We start from the raw sequence: 13,596 nt of genomic DNA on the forward strand, positions 1-13,596 counted from the left end.
TTTGCTTGGTAACCATAGCGTTTTGGACCCACCTGACCCCATGCCGAACTCAGTAGTGAAACGAAACAGCGCCGATGATAGTGTAGCATTTGCTATGTGAAAGTAGGACATTGCCAGGCTCCAAATATAAGAAAGCCCGACTCGAAAGAGCCGGGCTTTTTTACGTCTGCAGACAAGTGAAATACGGACAATTAATGCACACTTATCTATTTCTAGAATGTAGGTCGGGCGAGCGTAGCGACTCCCGGCTCAATGATAATGTGCATTTGCTATGTGACTCTCTACCGCTGTGGGCACGACGACATTGCCAGGCTTCAAATACAAGAAAGCCCGACTCGAAAGAGCCGGGCTTTTTTACGTCTGCAGAAAAGTGAAATGCGGACAATTAATGCACACTCATCTACTTCTAGAATGTAGGTCGGGCGAGCGTAGCGACTCCCGACGCTAAAAAACATCGATTATAATTATAGTGTTCTTATCTCACGAGCTGGATTACCAGCAACAACAGTATCCGCCTCTACACTTTTAGTAACTACAGATCCCGCACCAATAATACTGTTATCCCCAATGCATACGCCCGCTAAAATAATTGCACCTGCGCCAATCCATACGTTGTTGCCTATTGTAATAGGAGCAGCAAAGTTTTCTTTATTCAGTCGCAGTGTAGGGTTAACAGCATGGGATACAGTCAATAGCTGAACATTAGGGCCAATTAAGCAGTCATCACCAATGCTGATAGCTCCTTCACTAATTGGGGCATCTAATACCGTACAGTTAATGTTTATGAAGCTACGATCACCAATAGCTATTTGATTACCATAATCGCAATGAAAACCTGATTCTATAATTACGCCTTCACCACATTGAGCGAATAGCTCTTTAATGCGTTTTAAATTACCTTTACTCGGGCTTTTATTGAAGAGTCGGCATATTTCGCCTGTTTGTTTACGTAGGGCTAAAAGCTCTCTGTTTAAGCTATTAAATGGCTGCATTAATTTCGCTCTTTATTGGGTGTCCAATTACTGTTCTAGGTATTATCGCATGGTTATATATGTTTACTGAGATGATGTTGTAACTTTTATACTAAGGCCGAGGTGAAGAAGCTCCATGATCAATACTAGATTTTATTTTAAAGCTTTTAAAAAAAAGATAATGATGTAAAATTAATGTAACAGGGAGCAAGTGATGAAAATTAATAAATCAATCCAAGTACTATGTTTAATAACTCTTTTAAGTGGTTGTGGAGGAGGGGGTGGTGATACGAGTAAACCAGTTAATAATGATTCTGGCTCTTCAGGAAAAGCTGAATTTGTTAAGCCTGACTATCAAAATACGCCTATTTATAACGGTGAAACATCTTTATTCGAAATAACAGCAAGTAATGTAACTCAACTAACTACCCAGTACTCATATTTACTAGATAGTCTTAATTCCATAGTATTTGGTGAGGATTATCAAAATCTATTTCTCCACGACCCAGTGCTAAGTAACCAATCTGATCATTCCGGTTGTGTTACAGGCTCTACTGTAATGAAAGAGGAAGAGGCTAATCAGCACTATATAATTACTTATAACAATTGCTCTGCTGCTGGGTGGGTTTTTAATGGGCAATCTGATATTTATATCGAAAGCTCTAACGCTGAATTTGTTCTTGAATATGGAATAGTACCCAATTTAACAATTAGTAACGAAGTGCTCGGTGTTGTCTACTCAACAGAAGGTTTTGCTATTGCTAGTAGCGAAGAGGAAAATAGTGACAGTAGCGCTATTGTAAATATCCTATTCAAAGGTTCAGACGAAAGCTCGCATGATATTCTATTTTCGGATGTAAGGCTTGATGCAGTTTTAGATGCAACTAATATTGGATATGGTATTGGTTTTAATGGTGATATTTATTTTAGTGATTTAGGAAAGTTAACAGTAAAAACGGACAAATTCTATCCCAATAATGATATAGCGTTGCCTCCGATTGTTGGTGCGCAATACAGCTTTGTATCACAAAATACTGCTTTAGCTGAGCTTAAGGGCAATGACATTTCGAGCATACGTTTAACTAATGAGTTTATACCACTAGAGTTTTATTTAGCAGATCTAGACGATGTTTATAACAATGAAGTCAACTCTGCTCCTAGGGCTGATATTTTAGCCCCTGACTCAATTAGAAGAAACTCTATAATTACACTTGATGCATCGCAGTCCAAAGACCCTGATTTAGAACCATTGGGTTATGAGTGGAAATTAACAGCTTTTCCTGAAAATGCTAGCTGGCAGATTAGCACAGGGAGTAAAATAGAATTTCTTGGAGATCTACCTGGTCTTTATCGTATTTCGTTAACAGTTGTAGACCCAAGTGGCGCAGAAAATACTGCAGAGCATGAGTTCAAATTAGAAAAACTCCCTGCAATTGTTTCTGATATTACTGCATATGATGAAATAGAATTAGGTGAACACTATACAGCCATTATTAATTTGTCTAATGATGAAGTCGATGGTCCTTTTGAGTACAAAATAGCTTATGGGCCTAGTAATATCTCGATTTCAGAGCAAGGAGAGGTTAATTGGTTAAGCAACGCGCCTGACTTTGGTAGTAATTTAAAGGTAAATTTTGCTGTTGATATATCAAACTCTGATACTCAAACAAGAGCTAAGCATCAAATCAACCTTCACTCACGTGGTGGCGTAGATAATCACTCAGTTGGTTATGTGAACAACTCAACATCCGGTGTAGCTTCAATTAAGCTTTCGAACAATAAAAGGGGTGTATTACGCAGTAATGTTGATTATGTCTTAAATCTCAGTGAGACAGGGTTTCTAGAATACAATAAATGGATACCTCCCTTACCTTTAAATGCTGAGCATGTAGGTGCATTTCTTAATCAGTCAGGGACGCAACTAAATTGGCTCAGTATTACTTACAACCAAGAGGCAGCTAAACATCAAATATTTTTAAGTAATGAGGACTCGAGTAGTTTGCTCATAGATGATGTTTCGGCTGAGAATTATAACTCTATGGTATTTGATTACAACGGCGATGATATTGAAGATATCCTCCTTTCGGCGGGTCATTCGTATGATAGTTATCTTATTAATGGGAATGATCTTTCTATCACTAAGCTTATTGTTGCGCCGGACCTTTCACTTAATTATTCAAATAGCTTGATTCAAGTTTGTGATTTGAATAATGACGGCTTTAAAGAGTTAATTGATAGGGGAAGTATATTTGATGTCAAACAGAACAAATACCTGATAGAGCCATACTCTGAATATGAATTTAAGGCGTTTACCAGTGGTGGTGATTGTCGTGTAACTAGGTATAAAGCCTCCGATCACTATAGTGAACTAATATGGTGGGAAGATGGTGAACTGCAGGTTAGTATTGAAAAGTTTGAGACTAGTTTCCATGATGGAATTTCAATCGGCCTTGAGGTAGATAGCCCTTATAGTCATGTTTACTTTTCTAATTCAAAAGAGCTTCATTACTTTGATCAGCAGTGGCAACTGTTCTCTGTATCTATTGATGAAAACCCCTTTGGGAGAGTAATAGGAGCTGTTGATTTTGATAATGATGGATTACAGTCTTTATTAGTAAGCAAAACAGATAGTTTAGAAGGAAGTTATTTATACGAAGAATATACGATGCAAAGCTTTAGCTATGATAATGGGCGATGGCAGCTTGAGTATTCATCAGTGCCTCAAGGTCAACTTCCTAATCTTCATATAGTTGGTGCTGTTAATGATACGGTTAGCGTTTCAGATTTTGGCCGTTCGGCTCAGATAACGCACAATAATGCACCTGTTACTTTCACTGGAGAGATGCTGTTAACGCAAGATAATGAAAATCAAATTGAGTATTCATTAACTCAAATCAATAACGAGACATTTATTGTTAAACGAAACATAGGTTCAACCAGTGTAATTTGGCAAACTAGCGTTTCAGAAGTGACTTTTTCTAATTCGTATGATTTTGCTTTTACAGAGTCCGAAACACACTTGAGTTTTAAAAGTGGTACTAGATATTTCACAATTGTAAAACAAACAGGTGAAGTCGTATCAAGAGTCTTCTTTCCTTACTTGCCGTCTGAAGAGATGTCAAAAATAATAATAGGTTATTACGATTTAGGTATAGCTTTTTACGAAAACCCTAGCTTATCACCCATTTCAATTGACAGTAGCAATTGGCCTGTTCCTTTAGATTTCTTACAAGAATCAACAAGCCATGTAGCGCATGTACACGCTATCCAGCTAGATTCAGATCCTCAACTAGAGCTAATAATTGATTATCGTACTTTTGGTAGTTTCGATGAGGAAGGTGGTTTAATAGTATTAGATACGAAAACGAAAGCATTAGAAATTTTGGATGGGCAACAAACTAAGGGCTTTACAATTTACCACAAAGAGAAAATCCTCGATGAGGCTATAGGTGGCGTTTATGGCCGTAACTATTTGGCGCAGTACTCTATAGAAAAAACAATTAGCCTAGTGGATAAGTTATCAAATCAAGTTATTTGGGAGAGTCCACAAATCTCGAATAATTACCACGATGTACTAATTCAAAAAGATGAGCGTGATTCTTGGAGTTTATATATTTTAGGTAGTGAGTTTTTAACATACCCATATTTGAACTAAAAAATAATAGCGTGCTCAGTAATCTAGTTTCTAGCTCATTGAGCAAGCTAGAATGTTTCACCACATCTACATACTGTTAAATTAAAAAGCGCACATTGCGCTTTTTTTGCTCGTTCACTTGCCATTTAACTAGTTTCGTTTAGAATTGCACATCTTTCGAAACGAAACTTAATCTACGAGCTTTATGACTAAACGAAACACCCAGCAACGCCGTCATTTAATACTTACTCAGGTAAATGAGCTAGGTGAAGTGGCTGTTGAAACGCTTGCGGAGCAGTTTCAAACATCTGAAGTAACCATTCGTAAAGATTTAACCGCACTTGAAAAAAGTGGCTTATTACTGCGCCGTTACGGCGGTGCTATCGCGCTGCCAAAAGAAATCGTCACCGACGAAATAGACTCTAAGCGCAAAGTAGCAATAGCAAAGGCTGCTGCTGCACTTATAAAAGATCATAACCGTATTATTATTGATAGCGGGCGTACTACGGCCGCTATGATCCCAGAGCTTGCAAATAAGCACGGGTTAGTTGTAATGACTAACGCGATTAAAGTGGCGAGCCGTTTACTATCACTTGAAAACGAGCCAACACTTTTAATGACTGGCGGTACTTGGGATCCGCATTCTGAGTCGTTTCAGGGGCAAGTTGCCGAAAACGTATTATGCTCTTATGACTTTGATCAGCTATTTATTGGTGCTGACGGCATAGATGTAAAACGCGGCACGACTACCTTTAATGAGTTAGTCGGCTTAAGCCAAGTTATGGCAAAAGCCGCCCGTGAAGTAATCGTTATGGTTGAATCAGATAAGATTGGCCGAAAAATACCAAATTTAGAGTTACCGTGGAAAATAGTAACCACCTTAATAACCGACACTGGCTTAGCAGATGATAAACGCAAAGCGATTGAGGCCTGTGGTGTAAAACTAATTTGTGCAGAGATTATTGATTAGTAACTACAAAGTGAGTTACTAGAATTAAAAAATTAATGGAGACACTATGTGTGGAATAGTTGGGGCAGTTGCAGAACGTCCAGTAAATAAAATTTTAGTTGAAGGCCTTAAACGTCTTGAATACCGTGGCTACGACTCAGCAGGCGTAGCATTGCTTGATGGCAACACACTTAATACTGTAAAAGCAGTAGGTAAAGTAGTTAACGTAGAAGCTGCACTTGAGAAAGCAGGCGTTAGCGGTCATACAGGTATTGCACACACACGTTGGGCAACACACGGTAGTGTTACAGAAGAAAACGCTCATCCGCATGTATCAAACAACCAGCTAGCACTTGTGCATAACGGTATTATTGAAAACCATGCAAGCTTACGCGCATCGCTTAAAGAAGAAGGCTACGAGTTCTTATCTGAAACCGATACCGAAGTAATGGTGCACTTAATTCATAAGCTTCGTAAGCAACACACTACGTTACTTGCATCTGTTCAAGCAGCTGTTAAGCAATTTGAAGGTGCATTTGGTACCGTTGTATTTGATAAAGCAAACGACAACGAAATCATCGTAGCGCGCTCAGGTAGCCCGCTTGTTATAGGTTTAGGCCTTGGCGAAAACTTTATTGCCTCTGATCAACTAGCACTATTACCAGTTACTCGTAGCTTTATCTTCTTAGAAGAAGGCGACGTAGCCCGTATTACACGCGACACTGTTGAAATTTTTGATGAAAATGGCGACGCTGTAGAACGTGAAGTTGTTGAATCAAATATCACGCAAGATGCTTCAGGCAAAGGCGATTACCGCCACTACATGCTAAAAGAAATCTACGAGCAACCACTTGCGGTACGCAATACCCTCGAAGGACGCTTAAACGACGACCGCGTAGCAATTGACGCCTTTGGCGACAGCGCTCAGCAAATATTTAAAGATGTAAAACACGTACAAATTATTGCCTGTGGTACGTCATACCATTCAGGTATGGTTGCACGTTACTGGCTTGAGCAATTTGCGGGTGTTAGCTGTAATGTAGAAATAGCTTCTGAATTTAGATACCGTCAGTCGTTTGTTCATGAAAACAGCCTACTTGTTACTATTTCTCAATCGGGTGAAACTGCCGATACGCTAGCTGCGCTACGCCTAGCTAAAGAGCAAGGTTACATGGCCTCAATGACTATTTGTAACGTACCGGGTTCATCGCTTGTACGCGAATCAGACCTTGCCTTTATGACTAAAGCGGGCGCTGAAATTGGCGTAGCATCTACTAAAGCATTTACAACGCAATTAGTTGGTTTGTTAATGCTTACTGCGTCTATAGCTCAAGAAAAACAGCTTGATCAAAGTGCCATTGTAAATGCAATTAAAGTACTTCCAGCTAAGCTTGAAGAAACATTACTACTAGCTGATGGCATTGCAGACCTTGCAGAAGAATTTGCCGACAAGCATCACTCACTGTTTTTAGGTCGTGGCTCGCAATACCCAATTGCAATGGAAGGTGCACTTAAACTTAAAGAGATTTCGTACATTCACGCAGAAGCCTACGCAGCGGGCGAGCTAAAACATGGCCCACTTGCGCTTATAGATGCCGACATGCCAATTATTGTTGTAGCACCAAACAATGAGCTATTAGAAAAGCTTAAATCAAACGTAGAAGAAGTACGCGCACGTGGCGGCATTATTTACGTATTCGCAGATAAAGATTCACACTTTGAGTCAGACGACACAATGCGTGTAATCAACGTAAACCACACTGACGACATTATTGCGCCAATTGTTTACACATTGCCATTACAGTTACTGTCGTACTACGTAGCGGTAATTAAAGGTACTGACGTTGACCAACCACGTAACTTAGCTAAATCGGTTACGGTTGAGTAAAATCAAAAGGTTGGTAATTACCTGTTAAAGATAAAAAGGCGCTTAATGCGCCTTTTTTTGTACCTCAAAGCCTGTTAGATTAAATAACACACTATTTTCTAAAGGATTAGTAATGCGTTTATTAACCGCTGTTTTTATATGTAGTTTATTTATATTTTATTCTAGTAGCACACTTGCAGAGCCTGATTTAAAACAGCAAACCATTAGTTATACGCAACAAACACATACTATTAAATCAGCCGTTTTAAATGAGCAACGTACCGTTGTTGTCCAGCTTCCAAAGAGTTATCAAGCTAATCCAAACAAAGTTTATCCGGTCATTTATCGCCTTGATGGCGCGGGTAATATACCACTTATAAGTGCAGTGATGGAGCGTTTACAAAATGATAATCGTGCGCCTGAGGTTATTATTGTCGCTATTGAAAACACCAATCGACTCAGAGATTTTTACCCCACAGTAAATAAAGAACCACAAGGCCCGGTAGGTGAAGGCGGTGGTGCAGCAAAGTTTTTAGCATTTATTGAGCAAGAGCTTATGCCCTTGATTAATAAAAGTTACCGTTCGCACAACTTTAATGTAATTGCTGGGGCTTCTGCGGCAGGCGTGTTTGCACTTTATACAATGCAAGCTAACCCTGAGCTTTTCCAAGCACACATTGCTTACAGCCCTGCGGTTTGGTGGAACTATGGCGCACCGGTAAAAGCGGCTAAGTCGTTTATCAATAAATCAAAAGATCTGAATAACTATGTTTATATAAATATTGGTGAAGAAGCTGGCTTAATGCGTGAGCGATACAATGAACTTCAGCAAGCTTTGCAATCTAATAGCTTGCCAAATTTACGCTTCTTTAGTGACGCGTTTAATAATGTATCGCATAACTTAACATCGGCCGCAGGGGCTTTTAATGCCTACCATAATTTGTTTTTACCTAAACAAATGCCCATGAGTGCTTTAAGCGATGATATAGAGTCTATTGATGTTTATTATAAAAAGTTATCTCAGCAATGGGGCGAGCAGATTGCGCCACCGGATCGCGCTGTTAGATCACTCGGTTATAACTTAACGGGCAGCAAGCAATTTACCCGTGCTATTGAAGTGTTTAAGTACAATATAAAAAACCACCCAAAATCAGTCGATGCGCTTTCAGCCTTGTCCTACGGTTATGAAATGCAAGGTGATACTCGTCAAGCGCTTGAACAGATGGAGTCTGCTTTAGCCATTACAAATGAATCATATCCTTATATAAATTATTTAAGAGAAACAAAAGCTAGGTTACAAGCAGAACTTAGCAAGAATTAATAATATTGCTAACTTAGTTGTTGGCTTTTTATGAAAGCCTCTTTAAGTTTGGAGTGCTCACGGTGACAGTCAAATTTCCTCGAAGCTTGTAGCTCGACGCTCGCAGCCATTACTTAAACCACATTAAAATCACTAATCCCTACTTAATAAGCGCTAAATACGCTAAAATTACAGGCTACTTTTTTAGCAATAAGCCCACAATTTTATGACCTCAGCAACAAGCCCTAGCACCTTTAACGATCTTGGCCTTATTCCAGAGCTACAAGCTCGTTTAACCGATTTGGAATATAACCAACCTACGCCAATTCAAGCTAAGGCGATTCCAAGTGTACTGGCTGGTAGCGATTTAATTGCGGGGGCAAATACTGGCTCAGGTAAAACAGCGACGTTTGCTTTGCCAATGCTGCAAACCCTATTTTTAGAGCATGGATCTAAAAAAACAGCGAGCAAAGGTAACTTTGTAACGGGGCTTATTTTGGTACCTACCCGTGAGCTTGCTACGCAGGTGGCCGATAGCGTTAAATCGTATTCTGCTAACTTTAATGGCGCGATTAAAACGGTGGCGGTATTTGGTGGTGTGTCGGTTAATACACAAATGCAGGCTCTACGCGGCGGCGCCGATATTATCGTGGCAACACCAGGGCGTTTGCTCGATTTAATCTCAAGCAATGCTATTAAGCTCGATAAAGTAACGACCTTAGTGCTTGATGAAGCCGACCGCATGCTAAGCCTTGGCTTTACCGAAGAGCTTGCCGAGCTGTTAGCGCTTACGCCTGCTAAAAAACAAACCATGTTGTTTTCAGCGACCTTCCCAGAGCAAGTAACACAATTAACGCAAGAGCTGTTAACCAACCCTGTTGAAATACAAGTTCAAAGCAAAGACGAAAGCACCTTAGTACAGCGCGTATTTACAGTTAATAAAGGCGAAAAAACCACGGTTTTAGCGCATTTAATTAAAGCGCATAAATGGCGCCAAGCACTTATTTTTGTAAACGCTAAAAAAGACTGTGAGCACTTAGCAGCTAAGCTTGAAAAGCGTGGTATTAACGCACAGGTATTTCATGGTGACAAAGGCCAAAGTGAGCGTACTCGCGTAATTGAAAAGTTTAAAGCGGGCGAAATAGAAGTACTTATAGCCACCGATATAGCAGCCCGTGGTTTAGATATTGCCAAACTGCCTGTTGTTATTAACTTTAACTTACCGCGTAGCCCCGCTGATTATATGCACCGTATTGGCCGAAGTGGCCGTGCCGGCGAAGTTGGCCTAGCGTTATCGTTAATTGATTACGAAGACTTTCATCACTTTAAAATAATAGAGAAAAAAAACAAACTGCGTTTAGAGCGTGAGGAAGTAACGGGTTTTGCGGTAAACCAAGCAAACCTTGATGCAGCACAAGCACTTAAAAACGATAAGCCAATGGCAAAGCCAGAGGGCACAGGTAAGAAAAAGAAGAAAAAAGCCGACGTTGAAGATGTGTGGAGTGGTTGGAGAAAAAGATAAGCCTTAATACATATAAGTTATTAAACTCGAATTAATAAAAACCCTGCAAATTATGCAGGGTTTTTTATTGGTATTAGATTGTTTAGCTATGCAGCAAATTAAAACTTAGACGGAGCTGGTGGCACCACTAAAGGTTGCTTAGGATTTTCTTTAAGCTCCTTTAATAACTCTTGTACAGCACGCTCTATCGATGGATCTTGGCCTTTATAAATAAGCTCTGGGCGGTCAACCACTTTAATATCAGGAGCAACGCCTTCGTTTTCTATAATCCAGTTACCTTGGGTATCTAAAATACGGAATGTAGCCGCAATTACTTGCCCGCCATCTACAAGAGCAGGGTTGCCAGAAATACCAATTAAGCCACCCCACGTACGCGTACCAATTAGCTTACCTAAACCCGCTTGGCGGAAGTAGTAAGGAATTGCGTCACCGCCTGAGCTTGAATAGCCGTTTATTAGCATTGCTTTAGGACCGTCGTGCGCAAACTGTGGAGTTTTAGTCGGCTCGGTGCCTCGGCGTTTCCAATAGTTAAGTGGTTTACGTGCAAGCCAGGTGATCATGTGCTCAGGAATATAGCCACCGCCATTGTAACGGTCATCAATAATCATGGCGTCTTTGGTGGTTTGCGGCATGTAATTTTTAAACATGGCGCGGTTACCTTCATACGCGGTATTTGGCAGGTGCACGTAGCCAATACGCCCGTTTGATAGCTTATTAACGTAGGCTGCACGCGAGTTAACCCAGTCTAAATAACGTAGGCCTTGCTCACTGGCTACAGGTTTTACTGTTACTTGCCACGCGCCTTTGCTACGCGGTTTGCTGTTTAGCACTAGCTCCACTTGCTCGCCTTGGGTGTTTTCAAGGAGTTCGTAAAAGTTAGCAACGTCTTTAACCGAGCGGCCGTTTACCGCAATTATGTAATCGCCGTTATGTGCTTTTACGCCTGTAGTGCCTAGCGGAGAGCGGAAATCGTCATGCCAGTTTTCACCTTTGAAGATTTGCTCTATTTTTACATAACCCGATGGATCGCTTGCAAGCTTAGCGCCTAATAAACCGTGGTTTTTACGCTCGGCTTTTGGCATATCACCCGATTGCACGTAAATATGGCCTGAGTTAATTTCGCCGGCAATTTCGCTAAGTATGTAATCAAGGTCGCTACGATGGCTAATAGCATCAGCCATAGGCTGGTATTTAGCTAAAATAGCATCCCAATCTTGACCGTGGTGGTTTTCGTCGTAGAACCAATCGCGCAATGTGCGCCAGCCTTCTATGTACATTTGTTGCCACTCAGCTTGCGGGTTAATTTTAAGCGTCATTTTGCTTAAATCGAGCTTGTTGGCGTCTAGGTCTTGCTTGGGTTTAGGCTCAATTAAGCTGTAACCGCCACTTGTATGTACAAGTAGGTGCTCGCTATTGCTCGATATAGTGTAATTGCTAACGCCTTTAGCGACTGTTTCTAGCTCGCTATCGTGTTCGGTGCCTATAAGTTGTAATCCGCCATTAGCAAGTGTCAGTACGCCGTCTTTTACTGCGGTTAAGCCACGGTAATCGCCAGCAGGAGCATTAAGCGCGGTAACACGCTGCATAAAGTCGCTACTTTGCAGTGCGTTTTTAACTTTTTTGTCGTCTTCTTTTTCGTCGTCATCGTCTTTTACAATCGTGGTTTCGTCACTTTGTAAGGCAATAAGCGGTTTAACACTGTCGTTTACTGCAGCCGCATAAATACGGGTGGCGCGGTTAAACATGTAGTCAAACTCGTAGCTGCTAAACGCAAGGTTAAAGTCGCGCTCAGAGCTAAAGTAAAGGTATTGGCCATCTGGCGAAAAAGTTGGGTTTTGCTCGTTACTCATTTCATCTGTTAGGCGTGTTACCTTTTCTTTTTTAAGGTTGTAGTGCCACAGTGAGGCATAACGATTTTCGTTATTTTTAACATACACAATGTCTTGGCTGTTAGGCGACCACGTATATTGAGTAATGCCGTCTTCGTCGTAAATGCCGGTATCAATTTTGTGTTGCTTGCCCGATTTTGCATCTAACCACCACAGTGTGTGGTTTTTATCTGCAAATAATAATTTTGAACTATCGGGTGACCAAATAGGCGTAAAGCGCCAAATAGTGCCATTGCTAGTGAGCTGTTTAATGGCATTATTTTTACTGCGATCTTTTAAGTAAATTTCGTACTCGCCGCTTTCATCGCTCATATAAGCAATGTAACGCCCATTTGGCGACCAACTTGCGTCTATTTCACGGCTCTTATCTGTGTACGATAAGTTACGCGTAGGACCCTGTTTAACAGGTACACTAAATAGCTCGCCACGGGCTGTAAATACAGCACGTTTGCCATCGTGAGAAATCGACATAGAATCAATAAAGTCGCTCACATTTTTGCTGTACGGCATAGCGTATTGGCGCACACCTGCAATGTTAATGCTCAGCTTAGTGCTTTTTTGTGTTTTTGCGTCAAAGCGATATAAGTAACCGCCGCTTTCGTACACAATCGCATTAGGGCCTGCTGAGGGCCAAAGTACGTCAAAGTTTTTATAATTAGTGAGCTTTTTAGGCTCGCTGCCTTTGCGGTATTGGTAAAGGTTTAGTGTGTAATCACGGTCAGATACAAAATAAATATTGTCGCCAACCCAGGTAGGTTGCTGGTCGGTTGCACGGTTAGTGGTTAGTTGCTCTGAGGTGTTATTTTCTAAATCGTAAATCCATACGTCTTGCGCGCGGCCGCCACGGGTGCGTTTCCAGGTACGAAACTCACGGTCAATGGGCGTATAAACATACTTGCTACCATCTGGGGAGAGCATACCGCCGCCAGTTTCTGGAATAGCTAAAGGCTGCTCAAGGCCACCGTCGGCAGGGACCATATAAGGGCGACCCATACGTTTACCCCATGGTGTGCGGTTTGCTCTAAACACCACATTTTTACCATCGGCGGTCCAATCTAAAACGCGGTAATCAAAGCCACCACGCGGCGGCATTGGGCCAACATCGTTGTAGTATGTAAGCTGCTTTAGGCCTGAACCATCGCTGTTAATTACATAAACTTGGCGGCTGCCGTTATACTCAGCCGAAAACGCAATACGCTTACCATCAGGAGAAAACTTAGGAAATGTTTCAAAACCAATGTGGTCGGTTAAACGTTTGCTTTCGCCGGTTTGTGTATTAGCAATATAAATATCGCCGCTATAAACAAAGGTCACGTTTTGGTTATGAATATCAGGAAAGCGTAGTAAGCGAGTGTCTTTAGTTTCATAGGCCGATACACTCGGTGCAATAACCGCAGCCAAGGCAAGCGCCAATGTTGTTAATTTTTTCATGGGATTACATCCTATATTAATAGCTGTTACATC

Annotated in this window: 7 protein-coding genes and 1 rRNA gene; 6 read left to right on the plus strand and 2 right to left on the minus strand. The window is 41.1% G+C overall.

What is annotated here, in order from left to right:
- Positions 1 to 4 precede the first annotated feature (4 nt).
- Positions 5 to 119: ribosomal RNA gene (gene rrf / locus PSH54_RS12955) — 5S ribosomal RNA — on the plus strand.
- Positions 120 to 464: 345 nt separating this feature from the next.
- Here the strand turns inward: rrf and PSH54_RS12960 are convergent.
- On the minus strand, positions 465 to 992 hold the full coding sequence (locus PSH54_RS12960) for a sugar O-acetyltransferase (protein ID WP_273606286.1): 528 nt from the start codon (positions 990 to 992) through the stop codon (positions 465 to 467).
- Positions 993 to 1,185: 193 nt separating this feature from the next.
- Between PSH54_RS12960 and PSH54_RS12965 the strand changes: the two genes are divergently transcribed.
- The 5 genes from PSH54_RS12965 to PSH54_RS12985 all read left to right on the plus strand — a co-directional run bounded on the left by PSH54_RS12965 (position 1,186) and on the right by PSH54_RS12985 (position 10,243).
- A complete protein-coding gene (locus PSH54_RS12965) occupies positions 1,186 to 4,626 on the plus strand; it encodes a PKD domain-containing protein (RefSeq protein WP_273606287.1) in 3,441 nt (1,146 codons plus the stop codon).
- Between the two features lie 184 nt (positions 4,627 to 4,810).
- Entirely contained in the window at positions 4,811 to 5,575 is a 765-nt protein-coding gene (locus PSH54_RS12970) for a DeoR/GlpR family DNA-binding transcription regulator (RefSeq protein ID WP_273606288.1), read from the plus strand.
- A 46-nt stretch (positions 5,576 to 5,621) separates the two neighbouring features.
- Entirely contained in the window at positions 5,622 to 7,442 is a 1,821-nt protein-coding gene (gene glmS, locus PSH54_RS12975; RefSeq protein WP_273606289.1) for a glutamine--fructose-6-phosphate transaminase (isomerizing), read from the plus strand.
- Between the two features lie 112 nt (positions 7,443 to 7,554).
- Complete coding sequence (locus PSH54_RS12980) at positions 7,555 to 8,742, plus strand: alpha/beta hydrolase-fold protein (RefSeq protein WP_273606290.1); 1,188 nt, start codon at positions 7,555 to 7,557, stop codon at positions 8,740 to 8,742.
- 205 nt (positions 8,743 to 8,947) lie between these two features.
- On the plus strand, positions 8,948 to 10,243 hold the full coding sequence (locus tag PSH54_RS12985; protein ID WP_273606291.1) for a DEAD/DEAH box helicase: 1,296 nt from the start codon (positions 8,948 to 8,950) through the stop codon (positions 10,241 to 10,243).
- Positions 10,244 to 10,341: 98 nt separating this feature from the next.
- Here PSH54_RS12985 and PSH54_RS12990 read toward each other — a convergent pair whose 3' ends face one another.
- Positions 10,342 to 13,563 (minus strand): S41 family peptidase, encoded by a 3,222-nt coding sequence (locus tag PSH54_RS12990; RefSeq protein WP_273606292.1) that lies wholly within the window; start codon positions 13,561 to 13,563, stop codon positions 10,342 to 10,344.
- Between the last annotated feature and the right edge of the window lie 33 nt (positions 13,564 to 13,596).

It is taken from the genome of Pseudoalteromonas sp. Angola-30 (genome assembly GCF_028599215.1).
Taxonomy (GTDB): domain Bacteria; phylum Pseudomonadota; class Gammaproteobacteria; order Enterobacterales; family Alteromonadaceae; genus Pseudoalteromonas; species Pseudoalteromonas atlantica.

What these genes read in the sequence shown, in the direction of transcription:
- PSH54_RS12960 (WP_273606286.1), bottom strand. Translation starts at nt 992, where the DNA reads ATGCAGCCATTTAATAGCTTAAACAGAGAGCTTTTAGCCCTACGTAAA.
- PSH54_RS12965 (WP_273606287.1), top strand. Translation starts at nt 1,186, where the DNA reads ATGAAAATTAATAAATCAATCCAAGTACTATGTTTAATAACTCTTTTA.
- PSH54_RS12970 (WP_273606288.1), top strand. Translation starts at nt 4,811, where the DNA reads ATGACTAAACGAAACACCCAGCAACGCCGTCATTTAATACTTACTCAG.
- glmS (WP_273606289.1), top strand. Translation starts at nt 5,622, where the DNA reads ATGTGTGGAATAGTTGGGGCAGTTGCAGAACGTCCAGTAAATAAAATT.
- PSH54_RS12980 (WP_273606290.1), top strand. Translation starts at nt 7,555, where the DNA reads ATGCGTTTATTAACCGCTGTTTTTATATGTAGTTTATTTATATTTTAT.
- PSH54_RS12985 (WP_273606291.1), top strand. Translation starts at nt 8,948, where the DNA reads ATGACCTCAGCAACAAGCCCTAGCACCTTTAACGATCTTGGCCTTATT.
- PSH54_RS12990 (WP_273606292.1), bottom strand. Translation starts at nt 13,563, where the DNA reads ATGAAAAAATTAACAACATTGGCGCTTGCCTTGGCTGCGGTTATTGCA.